Genomic DNA, 17,132 nt, shown 5'->3' with positions numbered 1-17,132 from the left:
GCTGACAGATTGGAATGGATGGAGAGAAATGGGCAATCACGCTAAAAACCCGTCAAATTGTAAAATATTTGTTACACACAATCTCTAGTAACAAGAAAGTGAGCGCTATCAAGGGATTGAAAGATGGTGGTTTGATTTACAATCAAGCAAGAGATGTTATTAAGTTGTTACATATGAGATTTTCAATGGAAAGTACAAATTAGAGAATTCCACCAAATCTCATTCACTGGCAAACAAAAAGCCGCTGTAGTCAGCGGCTTGATAAGTTCTAAAACGAAGCTAATTCGAATATAGGATTCACGTTAATCCCAGTTTAAAATCGACCAATTCGGTTGATCGGCCAATGCTTTCAAACGCGGGCATGGATTCACTAGGTACGCAAAATCAGCGTGTTCACACAAAGGTAAGTCGTTGATTGAATCTGTATAAAAGTGAATGTCTGAGTAGTTAGTTTCTTGATTGTCTAACCACTCTTTCAAACGGGTAACTTTACCTTCTCGATAGCTTGGCACGCCTAATATTTGAGACGTAAAGCGGCCTTGGTTTTCGACCAAATCGATACCGAGTGCGTTCTCGATACCAATCTTACGACCCACTGCTTCTACTAGGAAAGTGACGCTGGCTGAGATGATCAACATGTCGATATCGTCACGCTCGAGCTGCTCTATCAAGGGTTTAGACTGTTTGAACTGCTTAGGTAAAATATGCTGCTCAACACACTCTTCAACCAAAGCGCTGACTTGTTCAGTTGGCATGTCAGCCAATGGCTCCATAGCAAACGCAAGGTAGTCTTCCATGTTCAGCTGACCTTCCGAATACAAGCCCATTAAGCGCTGGTCTTCTTCAATAAAGTTCGGCGCTGTAGCTATGCCCTTTTCAACCAAGAATTCATTCCAGAGCATCGCTGCATCAGCGTTGATCAGCGTTTCGTCCATATCGAATACATACAAAGGTTTGAACATCTTAGGCTCTCACAGGTTGAATTTCGTTAAGGTTAAACAGGAGTTCAAGTTGGCTGCCATTTGCCAATAGTCGTTCAGAAGAACGGTTAAGTAGGTCGACCGTTAGCTCGCACTCATCGACATCCACTTGGTAGCGAATCACGTTGCCCAACAGCTGGTGGTTACGAATGGTGCCGGTTTTCGGCGCAGAGATATGTTCGCCATATTGTCGGCCTTGCTCTTTAACGTAGATAGATTCAGGTCGAATCGCCACTTTCCACTCGGTTTCAATATTAAACAGCTGCTTAGCCTTGTTCGCTTGTACCAAGTTGTAGTGTCCCATGAACCCTGCCACAAACTCATTGGCTGGTTGAGTGTAGATCTCTTCAGGTGTTCCCGCTTGCACGATCTCGCCTTTATTCATCAAGAAGATACGGTCAGACATGATCATCGCTTCTTCTTGATCGTGAGTCACGAAGATCGTGGTCAGGTTCATCTCTTTTTGAATGTCTCGGATCTGTTGGCGCAGATGTTTACGAATCTTCGCATCCAGAGCTGAAAGTGGCTCATCGAGCAATAGAATACGCGGCTTGACCACCAAGGCTCTTGCCAAAGCCACACGCTGACGCTGACCGCCCGATAACTGATGCGGGTAGAACTTCTCTTTGCCCGTTAAATCCACCAGCCCAATCACTTTCGCGACTTCGCGCTTTATCTCGTCAGCGGCAAGCTTTTTCATCTTAAGGCCAAACGCAATGTTGCCCTCAACCGTCATATTCGGGAACAACGCATAAGATTGAAACACCATGCCGATGCCACGCTCTTGCGGTACTTGATGAGTGATCTCTTCACCATTCACCCAAATCTCGCCACCATCGACCGGATTTAGACCTGCTAAGCTACGTAGCAACGTTGATTTACCGCAGCCACTCGGGCCAAGTAGCGTGATGAACTCCCCCTTCTCGATGGAGAATTCAATGTCTTCAAATACTGTGTTTTCACCAAAACGCTTGGTGAGGTTTTTCGCATTTACATAGCTCATTATTTGGTTCCCTGGCTGAAACGACTTGCCAACCAAGTCAGTAAGAAAATAAACAGAAAGTACGTCATCACAAGGGCTGACGTGAAGTGACCACTGGTTTGACGCATGTTGTATAGGTAGATTTGCAATGTCTCGTAACGTGTCCCCACCAAGATGTTGGCAAACACGAACTCGCCTAGTAGGAACGAGAACGATAAGAACAGTGACGCCATTAACCCTTTCTTAAGGTTTGGCAGAATAATCAACAAGAACGCCTTGGTGGTGCTTGCGCCGAGCAGATGAGCCGCGTCCATCAAGTCGTGCAGGTTGATCGCTTCAAAGCTGTTGGCAATCGCGCGATACATAAATGGCAGCGCGATGGTGAAGTAAGTACCGATCAGAATCCATGGTGTGCCTATCAGTGAGATTTCGCTATCGGCATACAGCTGAAGCAAACCCACCGACGACACCACTGGTGGCACCGCGAACGGTAATAAGATCATGATATTCATGACCTTGTCGAGTTTCGGGAAATAGTAAAACACCACGAAAATCGCAGGCAGAATCAACACCACACTTAATGACAATGCTGCCACACAAATAAACAGTGAACGGCCGAAGGCTTGTAAGAAGCGAGGATCCGTCAGCAGATTGATGTACCAATCCAGAGTAAAACCGTCAGGCAGGATTGTCGCGCCCCAACGTGAAGAGATCGAGTAGATGAAGGTCGCTAAGATCGGGATCATCATGATACCAACGATCGAATAGACAACCGTTTTATGAAAGTGAGTATTTACAGTATTCATTACTTTCTCTTCCCTGCGTAGCTTTTGCTGATCAGCCATTGGTTAATCACTGTGATGAAGGCCAGCATCGCCATCAGAATCACGGAGATCGCCGCAGCTAGATTAGGTTCTAGGAACAAATCGCCCGATACCAAGCTCGCTATACGAATCGTAATCACGTTGTAGTTACCCGAGGTCAACGCATACACGCTTGCATACGCGCCAATCGCATTAGCAATCAAGATGATGAAGGTGCCAAATAAGGCCGGAGACAGCACAGGAAGCGCAACTTTGGTCCAGTATTGCCAGGTTTTCGCACCAAGCAGTGCCGAGGCGGCTTGCCAGTCATCACTAAGGGCATCAAACGCTGGATACAGCAACAACACCGCCAGTGGAATCTGGAAGTAGATGTAAATCGCCAGTAAGCCCCACTTGCCGTACAAGTCGAAGTCCCCAAGCAATCCGTACTGCTTGAGCAATAAGGTGATTGCACCGTTAGTGCCTAAGATGATGATGAAGGCGAACGACAAAGGTACGCCAGAGAAGTTGCTGCTCATATTAGTGAAAGCAATCACCGCATCGCGGATTTTAGAATCAACGCGACGCAATGAAGAAACGAGCAGAGTCGCAATCGCCAAGCCGACAATACTCGACCAAATAGACAACCATAAACTGTTGCCAAAGGCCTGCATCATAAAAGCAGAGTCGAATATTTCAGAGTAGTTTTCGAGAGAAAGCTCATCGTCGTAGAAGAAGCTGTTGATCAGCACCCAGACCATAGGGGCCAGTTGGAACAAGTAGAAAAACAGTGCGAAAGGCGCAAGCCACAAAGCGGGCTTGAAGCGTTTGAACCAAGATTTGGTTTGAGGTTTAAGCGCAGAACCATCGCTCTGCGTGATTACAGAACTGCTCATAGGGCCAACAATTCCTGAGTGTAAGATTTATCGTGTTCAAGGTTGAGTAGCTGACACACACTGCCGCAAATATCAGTCTGTTTCACTGAACAGGCTTGGTGTGTGAACTTATCGCCAATCACAAAGAATGGCACTTCACGTTCTTCAGGCAGAATGCCACCGTGCGATAAGTCATTGTTCATGCCGTGGTCACTGGTGATGATCACCTGATAACCATCGTCAACCCATTTCTCAAGGTAGTTCGATAGGTAGATATCCGCGCCACGTGCACTATTGCGGTATTGGCGAGAGTCCAACCCGTGCTTGTGACCCATGTCGTCAATGTTCATTGGGTGAATCAGTAAGAAGTCCGGCTGATGAGTGACACGCAAGTGCTCAGCATCCAAGAACAAGGCTTCATCTGGGTAGTGGTCCCAATGGTAGAAACAACCGTGTTGAATGTTCATGGTTTCATCGTTGGTAAAACGGTCACGCACAGCGTCAAAAGGCGCTCGGTTATACAACTCGCTCACCCAATGGTACGCCGCGGCAGCCGTTACTTTGCCCTGTGACTTAGCCAAGCTAAAGATCGACTCGTGATTCGATAAACGCACGATTTGGTTGTTAACAATGCCACTCTCAACAGGGTGAACCCCAGTTAAAATGCACTCATACAGTGGGCGTGACATGGATGGCATCTCGCACTGCATTGGGTAAAGCGTCGCGCGCAGCTTGTTTTTCTGCGTGCTCTGCGAAGTGATCTTTTTATTCTGCAAATCGCCCTGCTTTTCATGCATATCACTCAGTTCTAGAAGACCGTTCAGGTAGCCCATGCAATCACGGGCTACCTGATAATTCAGTCCATCTAGAACAACAAGGATAACCTTATTACTCATGGTCTATTCTCTGTTGCTTGTTTTGAATATGGATTACTGCTGGTGAATCAAGACGCTTTCTTGCCATTGGCGCGGCAGACGACGTGCTGATTTTTCCCATGCTGAGAAGTTAGTGACGGGATGAACGTTGCTGTATTGCTCGTTCGAGATCAGCTTGTCTTGTACTGATTGAGGTAGCGTCACGTTGCTACGGATTGGGCGTGCGTAACCTTCTGCTAGGTTGATCTGGCCTTGGTCGCTGAAGATGTATTCACGAGCTAGCTTCGCTGCATTCGGGTTCTTTGCGTATTTATTGATGATGGTGGTGTAACCAGAGATCACTGAACCATCTTGTGGGATATTTACAGTAAAGCGCTCACGGTCAATCTTGTCACGGTAGTTCAGTGCATTGAAATCCCACATGATCGCTACTTCCACTTCACCTTTTTCAAGGTTCGCAATGCTTGGATCGGTGTAAGATAGGCGGCCTTGCTTCGCTAGCTCACCAAAGAATTTAATCGCCGGTTTTAAGTTCGACTCATCACCGCCATTAGCAAATGCCGCCGCGAGAATCGCGTTGTTTGCTTGCGCTGCTACGCCTACGTCACCAACAGTGACTTTGTAGTCGCCTTCAAGTAGGTCGCTCCAAGATTTTGGTGCATCTTCAACAAGGTTGTTGTTTGAGATGAACGAGATAGTGCCCGTATAAGCCAGAGCCCAGTGACCATCTTTATCTTTCGCCCAGTCAGGAATGTCATTCCAAGTGGTTGGCTTGTATGGCTGTGTTACGTCTTTCTTCACCGCAACACGTGCAAAGGCGAAACCAACATCACCGATATCTGCGGTTGCGTTTCTTTTCTCTGCTTCAAATTTCGAGATCTCTTGTGCCGAGCTCATGTCTGTATCTTGATGCTTCAAACCGTAGCTCGCTTTCAGATCAGCCCATGTGCCTTTCCAGTTTGCCCAACTGTCTGGCATGCCCACACTGTAAACCGCACCCTCTTTTTGAGCGGCCTCAATCAGTGACTCAAGATCAGCATCCTTCGCCATCGCTGGCATTGAAAGTGTTGCCGTTATTAGCGTTGCGCCGATTAATTTTGCAGGTGAACCAATCAGTTTGGCTGGCGATACAGTTGAACGGCTAAGCAAAGTTTTCATTGTCTCTATCCCTCTGGACTAGGTCAGTAAGTTCGTTTTGTATGCTATCGCCAGAATATGACGCTTTCGCGCAACTTATTTGACAGTTAGGGTGCATTTTCGTGGCAGTTATATTTCACTCATATGACAGTAAGCCTTTGTTTACTGTCACATTCCTGTTAACTCCATGGTTTACCTTATTGAGCATACGAACTTATGGACTAGATCAGTAATGAGAACATTGGCAACAGCACAATCAGGGACACAGCTAGGTAGAATTAAGGCGAGCATTAGAGAACAACTTCAATCGGGTATCTTCACCGAGGGGCAAAAACTGCCATCCGAACGAGAGCTCAGCGAACTGTTTTCCACCACACGAATCACACTCAAAGATGCATTGGTGTCGTTAGAAACTGAAGGTCTGATATACCGAGAGGAGCGCCGAGGATGGTATGTGTCGCCCGAGCGTATTCGCTACAACCCATTGTCTCGCTCTCACTTTCATCAAATGATTCGCGAGCAAGACCGTATCGCAGAAACACGGCTACTGAGCACTCGCACAGAGATGGCGGCAGGCGATTACGCCAAAGCATTAGAAATAGAACAGATAACGCCAATACACGTGATCGAGCGATTACGCTTTATTGATGGCAGAGCGGTACTGTTCGTTGAAAACGTATTGAAAGCGCCCCTGTTCGAAAAAATATTGTCGGAAAACCTCACCATGTCGCTGACAGGCATTTATAGAGAGAAGTATGGCTATGAGACCAAACGTTCGCGCTTTGATGTCATTCCCACTTCAGCCCCAGCCTATGTCGCTAAGGCGCTAAACTTGGCTGAGGGCCAGCCAGTGCTGAAGATCTGCCGTGTGAACTACAAGCAAGATGGCGAGCTAATGGACTGCGAATTGGAATACTGGCGACCAGACTCAGTAGTGATTCACATCGATAGTATTGGCTAGTGCCGCATCCGTTGAAAGAATAACCCCACATATACAAAAACTCCGACTGATTAGGTCGGAGTTTTGGGTTCTCACGATGAGATTTAATGGCGCGCGGACTAAACAATCTTCTGTTCACCTTCACCTGTTAGTTCGCTTTTATCAGACAAAAAACTCGCGACAATCTCTCTCAATTTACCTTGATTCACGGGTTTAGGTAAAAACTCATCCATACCCACATCAAAACATAAGTGCTTATCTCTCTGCACTACGTTAGCTGTCAGCGCCACAATAGGAATATGTTTCGACGTCCCTTCTTCGAGTGCTCTAATTTGTTTTGTCGCTTCAAAACCATCGAGCACTGGCATCTGACAATCCATGAAGATCATTTGATATTCGTTGTGCTTAAACTTATCGACTCCGACTTTACCGTTGTCGGCAATATCCACTTCAAAACCAAGCTTCTTAAGCATCATCTTGGCAACTTGCTGATTGACTCTAGAGTCTTCAACTACCAGTACTTTACCGCTAAACAACCCAGTTTCAGATTGAGGCTTAGACTCTTCAGCCTTAACGCTCTCTTTCGCCACTACCGCTGGTTTAGTGGTTGGTACAGGCTCATTGTCCTTAAACGCGACTTCACCTCGGTTTGGATAGGTGAAGGTCGAGGTGTCCGCCGATCTCGCTAATACCTCACTGATGGTCCACTTAAGCTGGTTATCTTGATATGGGCGAGCAATGTAGGCAATAAAACCCACTTGTTTGGCATGCATTTCGTCTTGCTTACGAGGGTCGGCAGAGATCATAACTAGCTTAGGGCAGGCTTTGCCCAAGCGCTCTATCAGGTTTCTTGCAAGCTGGAACCCGTCAATAGAAGGCATCACTTTATCAATCAACACTAAGTCGTAAGGCGAAGCGTTTTCGACAGACTCTGAAACGAGCTCTAGCGCTTGGGTTGCGGTTTCACAGCATGTAGAGGACACACCAAAAGACTGTAGCTGTGTCGAGGTGATACGCATGTTAAGTTGGCTATCATCTACCAGCAACACCGAGACCTTATTGAAATCGATATTACTCTCGTCGAGCTCCAAACACGGATCAAAGTCAGCCACAAAGTAAAAGGTACTGCCCTTGCCTTCGATACTGGTTAGCTCAAGCTTGCTGCCCATTAAGGACACTATCTTATCGCATATGGTCAGGCCCAATCCTGTGCCGCCGTAAATACGAGTGGTGCTGCCGTCGGCCTGCTGAAACTTATCGAATACCGATTTTTGTTTATCTTCTGCGATACCAATACCGCTGTCAGCAACTTCAAATCGAACTCTCAACTTCTGCTCAGGCTCGATCACTTTTTCTAAGCGAAGAGAAAGCGTCACATGACCTCGCTCGGTAAATTTGATGGCGTTGCCGACTAAGTTATTCAGTACCTGTCTGAGCTGGGTTCCATCTCCGATCACCATGGTTGGGATCTTAGGGTCTATCTCCAATTGGAATCGTAAACCTTTTTGTTCGGCTTTCACTCTGAAGGTCGATTCAACATCGGCTGCAATACCCATCATTTTCATTGGTTCTTGTTGCAGTTCTAAACGTCCCGCTTCAATTTTCGAATAATCCAAGATGTCGTTAATAAGGTCTAGAAGAGTTAACGAAGAGGTATTGAGCATGTTGACGTACTCTTTTTGCTCTTTCGGCATATCCATTTCTGAGAGCAGAGACGAAAGTCCGATAATTCCATTCATTGGAGTGCGGATTTCGTGGCTCATGTTAGCCAAAAATTCACTCTTGTTGTGGTTAGCAACTTCAGCCGTCTCTTTGGCTTTAATCAACTCTTGATACTGTTGACGAATGCGTTCAATTGATTGGTTGTAGCTGTTTTCCAACGTCGATATTTCATCTTTATAAGTAGAGTCGGTTGGCGTTAAAAAACGTGGTTTATTGTCTTCAACTTGCTGCTCGTTTATCTGAGAGGACATGGTCATTAAGCGTTTGACAACCAAGCGATAAACAATGGCCAAAGAGACCAATGACAGCAAAAAGATTTTCACGGCTTCAAAAGCGAGTAGCAACAGTACTCGTTCTTCGAAGTCATTGAGGATCATACTTAAATCGGATTGCACCGTGAGGGTGGCCAGTGGGAAGTCTTTGCCCCCCATCTGATACACCATTTCCCATGACTGAGAATATGACTGCCCTGTCGTTGGGCTGCCAAGCTCTAAGATTTTTTCATCAGGGCTTTCGATAAGGAGATAACTGACCGAAGGAAGGCGGGAGATGCCCTCTGCTTGCACAAACAACTGAGCACGATCTTCAACCCATAGACTTGACGTCAAGCCAGAAAGGTAGCCTGCTTTAACCTGTTCGATCTGAGAACTAATAAAAGAAACTCGATTTTGGTACTCCACATACAGCCCCAGACCTGTCACTATAACTGTGAATAAGGTACTGATAGCAATGATGGCCCCGATCAACTGTCGAGAGAGTCCAATATAGCGTTTTCCTTTTTTCACCATATAAAAATTACCAATGTTGTTATCTTAGTAAACTACAATTACTCAACTAGTATAGTAGTAGTCATTCATCAAATAACTAGGGAAGGTTATGAAAAAACATCTTATCGTTGCATCCATAGTCAGTTTGTTTTCAAGCAGTTATGCTTTCTCAAGCGAGCCTCTTCACTACTACATTATTGCGAGCCAAGCGCAACCTTTTCAGATAGAAACTGACGGGTCATCCCACAGAGGAATCGTTTCTGATATTGTTGAAGCAGTGTTTGACGATAGCCAGTACGAGATTAACTACCATACCTACCCTTTTAATCGAATGATTGACAAGCTAGATGCGAGAGAGAACCCAAATTGGGTAACTTACGGCAGCCCTAGCTGGGGGAACATCCAATCAGTCAACCTATCTGAAGAGCCAATTTACAATGTAAAACACGTATTGCTGAGTAGCGGTAAAAAGCCGTTCGAGTTCAATACGATTGACGATTTAGATGGCAAGGCTGTGGTATTGCTGGTGGGATTTGAATATCCAAACTTAGAGCCTTACATCCAACAAGGTAAGCTCAATGAGATCCGAGTAAAAGATTACACCGCAGCGTTTCGTGTCCTGAACCGAGCACCTGGTGATACTGTGTTTGTCGAAATGGAATCACGAATCAAATACAACCTCAACGAACAGAAGCTAAGCATTGATGATTACCAAATGCAGGATTTTGGTTCCATCATCAACAACTACCCTATTCATTTAGCTTTCGACCCAGAAATGGATCCTAAGCTCGAGACTTTTATTAACCAACGCCTAGACCAAATGAAAGACGATGGGCAGCTCGATGACATCGTCCAAAGTTACTTATAGTACTAGCGTCAATCTGTGGCTCGTTAGCGCACTCTAGCGACTTCGGATACCGGAACTACAGAAATACAAAAGGCCGCTCTGTTTTTAGCATACAAGCTAACCAGAGCGGCCTTTTTAATGTGTGCTTAATGTGATGTGATCAAGTGCAGTTGTTGGGTACGAAGTTGTTGGCGTACTGCCATTAGAATCTCACCCAAATGGTTCTCACCACTTCCGTCTCCCCCATCCCCCCAAAAAGGGTCTTTATGTGAGTGCTCTTTGATCACTGAGTCACCAGTTCCCGTCAGGAACAGAGCAAATTGTGGGTTCTGTTTAAACTTTTCGGTGACAATGAAACGCATCACCTCAACACGAACCTCGTACCAATCGTCTCGAACTTGGTCTTCATATTGACGGCTTAATGAAAATGCTTCTGCGGGTGTGCAGGCTTCAAGAATCATGTTTCTAAGTGCTGGTGAAACAAACTTCATCGCCTGATAGTAATGTTCACTGGTTGCCCAAACTTGACCATCCACTTTGATAGGACAAGCGGCAAAATTAGACAAATATCCATTCGGATCTTCTGGTTCATAAAACAAGACTTCTTCAGCTTGAGCCACAGAATTCGACATAGCCTTCTCCTTACCAATGACATCGCATATTTTTGCTTTGCCTTTAAAATTAGTGGCGTCACATATTGCTGTCAAACAACTTAGTTCAAGAGTATGCCGTCAGCCTGTTTTTATACGTAGAAAGAGAGTTACAGAGAGGAGTAATACGATTGAATAGCGACCAAACAAAGTTAGGAAACCAGCTTGAATGGGGTAGGCAGTAAATAAAGTACTTATAAATCAAAGGGTGGCACTGAGCCACCCTCTTAAATGCAATTGGGGATATTAGTGAATAAGACCCAGCTCCCTCGCTTCTTCCAGACTCAAACCGCTTTCTCTAATTTCTCTTAGAGCCTCGATACGACGACGAGCTTCAGCGGACTTCATTTTCTTTTCTGGTTTGAAAGATACTTCTTCTTCAGCATCCCACTTGTTTGCAATATTTGTCATTTCATCATGGTTGATAGAATTAATGGACATGTTTTCCTCCGAAAAGCACCATGTAATGGACAGGTAATCTGTAGCAAATGCTATTTCGCTTGTTAAGAAATTCTGCACTGAAATGTGATGATTCCGACGCTTCACAAAGCTAATTAATAAATAGCTCATTTAAACTTTGCCAAAGCCATTTTCTGCCATTACATTTAAAAGATTCCCCATAAGAAATGTGGTTTGATCCAACTCTCACTTTCCTCCCTCTCATTTCTTGTTTTACCCTGAAAATTCCTGAAATTCTCCAAGATAAATTTCGAGGCACTTCATTGTTTTTGCGCTGATCGCTTTCACTAAATCCAACACATGCTAATGATAATGGTTATCAATATCATAACTGAGTATCAATCATGTCTATGGAAAAACCAGATACACCGCTTCTTGAAGTGAAGAATCTATGTGTCGACTACATCACCGACGACAGTGACTTCAATGCCGTAAAGTCCGTCAGCTTTAGCATAGGGCAAGGAGAAATCTTTGGCCTGGCCGGCGAGTCAGGTTGTGGCAAGAGCACCATCGCATTTGCTATTAACCGACTTCACAAGCCGCCCGCATTCATCTCTGGCGGTCAAATACTTTTTGATGGACAAGACCTACTGAGACTATCTGACAGCCAGCTTAATACATTACGCTGGAGTGAGATCGCCATGGTGTTCCAGAGTGCCATGAACTCACTCAACCCTGTATTAACTATCGAAGAACAATTTGCTGACGTACTACGCCACCACAAAGGAATGAGTGATGAACAAGCCAAGGACCGCGCAGAAAAGCTGCTCGACCTAGTGAATATTCCTCGCCATCGCCTGACCGAATACCCTCATCAATTTAGCGGCGGTATGCGTCAACGATTAGTGATTGCGATTGCTCTCGCGCTCAATCCCAAACTGATCATCATGGATGAGCCAACTACGGCTTTGGATGTCGTCGTTCAACGAGAAATATTGCAACAAATACATCAACTCAGAGAAGAATTCGGCTTCTCAATCCTGTTTATCACCCACGATTTAGCCCTGATGAGCCAGCTGTGTGACCGCATTGCCATTATGCGTCATGGCAAGATAGTTGAAGTCAATCAAGCCTATGAGATTCGCAATAACCCTCAGCACTCCTACACCCAAAAGCTGTGGAGTTCATTCCCTAATATTCACGAACATGCTCACGCCACAGCGTGCTAGGAGCCTCAATGTCACAACCAATTATGCAAGTAAAAAACCTCGTTAAAGAGTTCACCGTAGGTGGTGGATTTGGCAAAGAGGAGATATTTAGAGCCCTACATGGCGTGAGTTTTGATTTATACCCAGGAAGAACGCTAGCACTCGTTGGCGAATCAGGCTGCGGAAAGAGTACCTGTGCGAGGCTGATGACCAAAGTTTACCCACCGACAGAGGGCAAGATCCTTTTCAATGGCAAAGACATCTCAACCCTCAACAGCCGCAAAGACATCTTGGACTACCGCAGCCGAGTACAAATGGTGTTCCAAGACCCGTTTGGCTCGTTGAATCCGACACATACTATAGAGCACCACTTAACACGCCCTCTCAAGATTCATAAGCAAGTCGCCAACAAACAAGCGCTAGCAGAGCGACTGGAAGAGTTATTAACGCTGGTGGAGTTACCCATTGAAACATTGGCTAAGTACCCTCACGAGCTCAGTGGAGGCCAAAGACAAAGAGTTAACCTAGCAAGAGCACTGGCTGTTGGCGCTGAGGTCATTCTTGCCGACGAGCCCACCTCCATGCTGGATGTTTCGATTCGACTTGGCGTACTTAACCTAATGCAAAGAATGAAGAAAGAGCTCGGGATTGGCTTTTTGTACATCACCCATGATCTCGCCACCGCACATTACATCGCAGAAGAGACAGCAGTTATGTACAAAGGACAGATCGTCGAATGGGGATCCACTCAGTCGATCTTGACCAATCCTCAACACCCATACACCAAGCTATTGATCTCTGCGGTGCCAGATCCTGATCTACCGTTTGGCGAACTCGTTAAAAATGAACCAAACTATTCAATAGACGCTGATCGTATTCGAGAGCAAAGCAGTGAAATACAGCATAACGTTAAGCAAGTTGCTGATAATCACTTTGTAAAACAATGGGATAATGTTGCATGAATGAACTAGACACTTGGTTAGAGCGGATCGGAGATTGGTACAAAGCCCGAAAGCATGATCAAGTGGAACGGTTAGAACCTTTGATCTTAACGCCTCCAGATGCACTCTGGGGGCCGTTGATCACGGATGAACAAAGCAAAGGCATCGCATGTTGGTTAGATGGCTGCCTGAGAATCTTTACCTTCTATCGACAGCCGAACGAAAATGCACACCATCAAGAAAAGGCTTACCAATATCTAATGTTTGCTTACGGCAAGCTGCAAGCAGTGTCGTGTGACCCTAAAGCAGAGCCAGACTTGCAAGAGTGGTGTACTCAGCGGGTTCAGCACCTGTGTGTGCTGGCTCTAGAGTTTGCCAATCAGCAGCAGGAGCCGCGCTGGCAAGCAGAATCAGAGAAGTTGATCGAGTCACATGTCCGCTTTATGGCCAGCCATCCCCGAAACGATGATCAAGGTAATGTAAAACATCAGATTCACTGATCACCGAGTTATTGATCTGATACTTTTTCATAAAAGTTTTCATCGGTAGCGATGAGTTGGATCCATGAAAGCATGATCTAGCCTTGATCATGCTTCGGTAAGGAATATCTTAAGCTTTTGATTTTTAATAGTTAGGCGGATTTTAGACAAAAAAAAGCGAGTCCCTTGGGGGAACTCGCAAAAATCTATTCAGTATGATGTAACAAAATATGAGCCAATCTATTAATCATAAGAAAGGACAAAAGGTTGTCTATTCGGGATAAATAATAATCAACCGAGTGCGCTACTTTGTCATCACTTTGTCAGCGTTAGGTGCGGTTCTTATCAACACCTAATGTGTTTCAAAGACCCATTCATAGCACTGAAAACTGGCACAGAATTAATGACCTATCGCCATTTCATCCAACGCTAGGAACACATTTTCATCCAAATGCCCTTCGTGAACTTGCTTACAGACCTTACGACGCACCGCTAAGCCTGAGATAAGACGTTCAATCGAAAGGTGGCGATTACTATTACTATCGCGATCGTTATACAGCTCAATTAACTTACTTAGTGTTTCGTAAGGAATGATCTCATCCCCTACTCTTAGCCAATCAAGCTTCTCAATAAGCTCTGAACACTCTTCTTTGATTGAGGCATGTGAGTGCCCTGTCATAGCAGATAAAGCCGTTATACTGCGTTCTAGAGCCTCTGCAGAGGTATATTTAGAGAGCGTTATCATGATCTCATCAGCGTTAATCTCTACAGAGTGCTTACGTTGTTTAACGCGACGTCCTAACTTGCCTCTTGGTGATGGTGCTTTACGTTGGATTGGCTCGAACTCACCATCAATGATTTCAGACAGCTCTTCCAGCTTCTGCTTGGACACCATTTCGTTACGAAGCGGGTTCGGTAGCGTCGGCGCCATATTACGCTTACCGGCGTTGGTAGTGCGCGCTCTTGAATATCGTAATACTTCTTCCACATTACATTTGATATCTACTTGATAATCCGTCGTTTTGCCTTTTTCGATCAACGCGGTGATCGTCAAGTGATAACCCCAAAGGTTAACCAGGAAAGTATCTTCATGCTCCCCTACTTCGCCCAACTTTCTGAGTTCACGGATCAGATCCATCGAGAACCGACGCCAATCAATGTTACGCGCCAATTTCTGGTTGAGCTCACTGAGCAACATACAATCTGAATGACGACGTGCCATGCGGCTTCTAAAGTACGAATACATTTGGAAGACCAAGGTATGTTGCTTCAGAATTTCTGGCGGAAATAGGAAGAAATAATCACGCGTCAGCAGCTCTTCGTAGAACGAAGGTTCCCAAACCAAGATGTATAGGTTCGGTTTAATGCGAATTTCGCCGTCAGAGCCTTCTGTAGGCGCTTCTTCCGATGCGGTAATGGTTCTAGCTAAGAATCGGAAACGATCACTCTTAAAGCCTTCTGGCATGTTCTCACTAAGCCAGCGGCCTGTAAGCTCATGCAGTTGGAAATCAGTGAATTCAATACGATCAATACTGTCGCGGATCGAATCACGTGCAGGGCCGCTGTCTTTCTTGCCACGCAAAGACAAAATATCAGTGATGTAGAGTGGTGTTTTGTTCGGTGTGTGTTTCGCGTCTAGATGGTAATCATCTTGGTGATGATCATGATATTGAACGGTGAGCGTGAATAACGCGAATAGCGTCATCAGATCGTCAACAGTCATGATGTTTTTAGAAGATCGTGTCTCGATCACCGCTCGAGTGCCAGAGATCGAAACCATGGATTTCTGGTAGCTCTTACGAGTTCTAGGTGGCGCTAACGCTTGATCAATAATCCCCGCCCAATTGGTTGGCGAAACAATGAATTGATCCGCTTCATCTTTCATCGTTGGTGGGGTATTCAGTCCATGTTCATTCAGTAAGCGCTTGTTTACTTTGGTTTGAGCTAGGGCTTTAGAGCGCTTTTGCTTTTCATTTTGCTTCACGCTTTCTGTTACTAAGCTGGTGGCACCCAGTACCGATATCAATTGGTTTGGGTTCACAAAGCGATGCAACATGGTTTTACCAGCAAGGCCTTCTTCAAAGCGAACGGGGATTTGTTTGAACAATCCGATATTGACTGCTGCTCTCAGCCTTTGCTGTAAGGCCGCACGAGTGACTTGACCATCAGTTGATTCAATAATCTCAGTGGTGGAAACGTACCCGTCTTTGCTACTAAACCCACGAAGTGAAATTAGGTTAAGAAGCTCAACTATGCTTTTGGTGACACCTTTGAAGTGTTGATATTGTTCTATCCATTCAACGGCTGTTTCAGATACCTCAAATAAATGACCATCTTTGTGGCTTCGTGCCTTAATTAACAATTTCTCTTCTGGTTTCATTTTTGATCCGTATCACACTAACCGTAATTTCACTATAGTTCCTGAATGATAAAGAAAGAATGATCATAAATAAAGAGAATTTATTGGCTTTTAAATAACTGATCTTTTTGATTAATATGATCTTAAATGATTAAGTGATCTAATGATCTGGCTGTAAGTTTGCTTTTAAGTTTATGAATTTAAAGCATTAAAATAAATCGACTTGGAAAGCATGATCATAAAGATACCGAAAGTATGATCATTAAACTTGAGAAAGCATGATCACAGAACATCAGAACGATGATCATTAAGTCATTGTAAGCATGATCATTATTGATTCGAAAGCATGATCATTATGGTTATACAGCTTATCCACAGCCGATCTTTGTCTACTTTGCTTCGAAGTACTTATTTGCTGGCAATGTGGATATTTTTGATTATCAATGTATCGGAACGATGATCAAGTAAGTCAGTATTTTTATCGTTCCTACCCCCTTTCGTACAAAATCCACTCAATATTGATTACTCATTACTGATTTGGAGCTTCGGAAAGAGAACCCGTTAAATATAGGAAGCATGATCATGAAATTGTCATGTTTACGTATTCTCAGCTCGTGTCGATTGAATTTCCTAGTGTTTAAGCCTTATGAGCCTTGAATCCCCATTCCAAAAGCATTCGTCCGTAAGTTAGCCCTGAAAATATATGCTTCCGGAACGATATCTACTTGATCATTTTTCCGGAGATTGATCATTTGGAGCGCGCATTTTAGTGGATCAATATTGGGGACCATAAGCCTTGATCATGCTTCATAATATGCAGTTATCAATCCAAGTATATGTGATGAAACCCATGATCATTCTTCCGTCGTCGTCGGCGACACGATTGTTCGTTTGGCCAACTGACGACTAAATTGTAGGTCTACGAGTTATTTATCTAGCATCAATCAACTCTGTTATTGAGCGTGTATGTTCATCACCTGTTCCATAATCAATATTCGAATACAAATCACATCTACCGTAATCTATGGTTGTATTTCAATCGTTCCGAAGGTTTTTCTTCATATTCGCATTTACATTGTAAATAAGTGATGCTGTAACATTTAAAATCTAAGGGGAAATTAGGCTCGTTATACACTATGAAAATGGTCAAATTTGTATTCGTTTTAGA

At 44.6% G+C, this 17,132-nt stretch carries 16 protein-coding genes; 6 read left to right on the top strand and 10 right to left on the bottom strand.

Annotated features, from left to right (window positions below):
- The first annotated feature begins 14 nt into the window (after positions 1–14).
- Positions 15–203, top strand: coding sequence for a hypothetical protein (locus F0228_RS25795; RefSeq protein ID WP_253820277.1), 189 nt, complete (start codon positions 15–17; stop codon positions 201–203).
- A gap of 99 nt (positions 204–302) precedes the next feature.
- On the opposite strand, the gene F0228_RS05050 is transcribed toward F0228_RS25795, so the two are convergent.
- From F0228_RS05050 to F0228_RS05025, 6 genes are read right to left on the bottom strand one after another with little or no spacing between them, the layout of a single operon-like run.
- Positions 303–962 carry an HAD family hydrolase gene (locus F0228_RS05050; protein WP_171761965.1) on the bottom strand — a complete coding sequence of 220 codons (660 nt, stop codon included), beginning with the start codon at positions 960–962 and terminating at the stop codon, positions 303–305.
- A 1-nt stretch (position 963) separates the two neighbouring features.
- Positions 964–1,983 carry an ABC transporter ATP-binding protein gene (locus F0228_RS05045; protein ID WP_116871116.1) on the bottom strand — a complete coding sequence of 340 codons (1,020 nt, stop codon included), beginning with the start codon at positions 1,981–1,983 and terminating at the stop codon, positions 964–966.
- The gene (locus F0228_RS05040) at positions 1,983–2,768 is read right to left on the bottom strand and encodes an ABC transporter permease (protein ID WP_171730294.1); all 786 of its coding nucleotides are present in this window, start codon (positions 2,766–2,768) and stop codon (positions 1,983–1,985) included. Before F0228_RS05040 ends, F0228_RS05045 begins: the two co-directional genes overlap by 1 nt.
- A complete protein-coding gene (locus F0228_RS05035) occupies positions 2,768–3,661 on the bottom strand; it encodes an ABC transporter permease subunit (protein ID WP_061033993.1) in 894 nt (297 codons plus the stop codon). The genes F0228_RS05040 and F0228_RS05035 overlap by 1 nt, the downstream gene beginning before the upstream one ends.
- Entirely contained in the window at positions 3,658–4,536 is an 879-nt protein-coding gene (locus F0228_RS05030; RefSeq protein WP_171761964.1) for an alkaline phosphatase family protein, read from the bottom strand. The genes F0228_RS05035 and F0228_RS05030 overlap by 4 nt, the downstream gene beginning before the upstream one ends.
- Before the next feature lie 33 nt (positions 4,537–4,569).
- Positions 4,570–5,673 (bottom strand): ABC transporter substrate-binding protein, encoded by a 1,104-nt coding sequence (locus tag F0228_RS05025; protein WP_171761963.1) that lies wholly within the window; start codon positions 5,671–5,673, stop codon positions 4,570–4,572.
- Positions 5,674–5,884: 211 nt separating this feature from the next.
- Here F0228_RS05025 and F0228_RS05020 point away from each other — a divergent pair, with 211 nt between their 5' ends.
- Positions 5,885–6,613 carry a UTRA domain-containing protein gene (locus F0228_RS05020; RefSeq protein WP_061033990.1) on the top strand — a complete coding sequence of 243 codons (729 nt, stop codon included), beginning with the start codon at positions 5,885–5,887 and terminating at the stop codon, positions 6,611–6,613.
- A gap of 98 nt (positions 6,614–6,711) precedes the next feature.
- On the opposite strand, the gene F0228_RS05015 is transcribed toward F0228_RS05020, so the two are convergent.
- The gene (locus F0228_RS05015) at positions 6,712–9,102 is read right to left on the bottom strand and encodes a response regulator (protein ID WP_061033989.1); all 2,391 of its coding nucleotides are present in this window, start codon (positions 9,100–9,102) and stop codon (positions 6,712–6,714) included.
- 88 nt (positions 9,103–9,190) lie between these two features.
- Here F0228_RS05015 and F0228_RS05010 point away from each other — a divergent pair, with 88 nt between their 5' ends.
- Positions 9,191–9,949, top strand: coding sequence for a transporter substrate-binding domain-containing protein (locus F0228_RS05010; RefSeq protein ID WP_171730291.1), 759 nt, complete (start codon positions 9,191–9,193; stop codon positions 9,947–9,949).
- Positions 9,950–10,074: 125 nt separating this feature from the next.
- On the opposite strand, the gene F0228_RS05005 is transcribed toward F0228_RS05010, so the two are convergent.
- Complete coding sequence (locus F0228_RS05005) at positions 10,075–10,635, bottom strand: NADAR family protein (RefSeq protein ID WP_081090378.1); 561 nt, start codon at positions 10,633–10,635, stop codon at positions 10,075–10,077.
- Positions 10,636–10,824: 189 nt separating this feature from the next.
- Positions 10,825–11,019: a hypothetical protein gene (locus F0228_RS05000; protein ID WP_004736928.1), complete on the bottom strand. Its 195-nt coding sequence runs from the start codon at positions 11,017–11,019 to the stop codon at positions 10,825–10,827.
- Between the two features lie 362 nt (positions 11,020–11,381).
- Here F0228_RS05000 and F0228_RS04995 point away from each other — a divergent pair, with 362 nt between their 5' ends.
- From F0228_RS04995 to F0228_RS04985, 3 genes are read left to right on the top strand one after another with little or no spacing between them, the layout of a single operon-like run.
- Positions 11,382–12,206, top strand: coding sequence for an ABC transporter ATP-binding protein (locus F0228_RS04995; protein WP_171761962.1), 825 nt, complete (start codon positions 11,382–11,384; stop codon positions 12,204–12,206).
- Positions 12,207–12,214: 8 nt separating this feature from the next.
- Positions 12,215–13,147: an ATP-binding cassette domain-containing protein gene (locus F0228_RS04990; RefSeq protein WP_171761961.1), complete on the top strand. Its 933-nt coding sequence runs from the start codon at positions 12,215–12,217 to the stop codon at positions 13,145–13,147.
- Positions 13,144–13,626 (top strand): hypothetical protein, encoded by a 483-nt coding sequence (locus tag F0228_RS04985; RefSeq protein WP_008216907.1) that lies wholly within the window; start codon positions 13,144–13,146, stop codon positions 13,624–13,626. The genes F0228_RS04990 and F0228_RS04985 overlap by 4 nt, the downstream gene beginning before the upstream one ends.
- Before the next feature lie 379 nt (positions 13,627–14,005).
- On the opposite strand, the gene F0228_RS04980 is transcribed toward F0228_RS04985, so the two are convergent.
- The gene (locus F0228_RS04980; RefSeq protein ID WP_116871120.1) at positions 14,006–15,985 is read right to left on the bottom strand and encodes a replication initiator protein RctB domain-containing protein; all 1,980 of its coding nucleotides are present in this window, start codon (positions 15,983–15,985) and stop codon (positions 14,006–14,008) included.
- Positions 15,986–17,132: the final 1,147 nt, after the last annotated feature.

It is taken from the genome of Vibrio sp. 99K-1 (assembly GCF_013114585.1).
GTDB classification, from domain to species: domain Bacteria; phylum Pseudomonadota; class Gammaproteobacteria; order Enterobacterales; family Vibrionaceae; genus Vibrio; species Vibrio chagasii_B.
Note: the sequence above shows the minus strand (reverse complement) of the source record. Positions and strands in the feature narration are given on the sequence as shown.

Excerpts from the sequence above, each read along its gene's own strand:
- F0228_RS25795 (WP_253820277.1), top strand. The coding sequence starts at position 15 with ATGGATGGAGAGAAATGGGCAATCACGCTAAAAACCCGTCAAATTGTA.
- F0228_RS05050 (WP_171761965.1), bottom strand. The coding sequence starts at position 962 with ATGTTCAAACCTTTGTATGTATTCGATATGGACGAAACGCTGATCAAC.
- F0228_RS05045 (WP_116871116.1), bottom strand. The coding sequence starts at position 1,983 with ATGAGCTATGTAAATGCGAAAAACCTCACCAAGCGTTTTGGTGAAAAC.
- F0228_RS05040 (WP_171730294.1), bottom strand. The coding sequence starts at position 2,768 with ATGAATACTGTAAATACTCACTTTCATAAAACGGTTGTCTATTCGATC.
- F0228_RS05035 (WP_061033993.1), bottom strand. The coding sequence starts at position 3,661 with ATGAGCAGTTCTGTAATCACGCAGAGCGATGGTTCTGCGCTTAAACCT.
- F0228_RS05030 (WP_171761964.1), bottom strand. The coding sequence starts at position 4,536 with ATGAGTAATAAGGTTATCCTTGTTGTTCTAGATGGACTGAATTATCAG.
- F0228_RS05025 (WP_171761963.1), bottom strand. The coding sequence starts at position 5,673 with ATGAAAACTTTGCTTAGCCGTTCAACTGTATCGCCAGCCAAACTGATT.
- F0228_RS05020 (WP_061033990.1), top strand. The coding sequence starts at position 5,885 with ATGAGAACATTGGCAACAGCACAATCAGGGACACAGCTAGGTAGAATT.
- F0228_RS05015 (WP_061033989.1), bottom strand. The coding sequence starts at position 9,102 with ATGGTGAAAAAAGGAAAACGCTATATTGGACTCTCTCGACAGTTGATC.
- F0228_RS05010 (WP_171730291.1), top strand. The coding sequence starts at position 9,191 with ATGAAAAAACATCTTATCGTTGCATCCATAGTCAGTTTGTTTTCAAGC.
- F0228_RS05000 (WP_004736928.1), bottom strand. The coding sequence starts at position 11,019 with ATGTCCATTAATTCTATCAACCATGATGAAATGACAAATATTGCAAAC.
- F0228_RS04995 (WP_171761962.1), top strand. The coding sequence starts at position 11,382 with ATGTCTATGGAAAAACCAGATACACCGCTTCTTGAAGTGAAGAATCTA.
- F0228_RS04990 (WP_171761961.1), top strand. The coding sequence starts at position 12,215 with ATGTCACAACCAATTATGCAAGTAAAAAACCTCGTTAAAGAGTTCACC.
- F0228_RS04985 (WP_008216907.1), top strand. The coding sequence starts at position 13,144 with ATGAATGAACTAGACACTTGGTTAGAGCGGATCGGAGATTGGTACAAA.
- F0228_RS04980 (WP_116871120.1), bottom strand. The coding sequence starts at position 15,985 with ATGAAACCAGAAGAGAAATTGTTAATTAAGGCACGAAGCCACAAAGAT.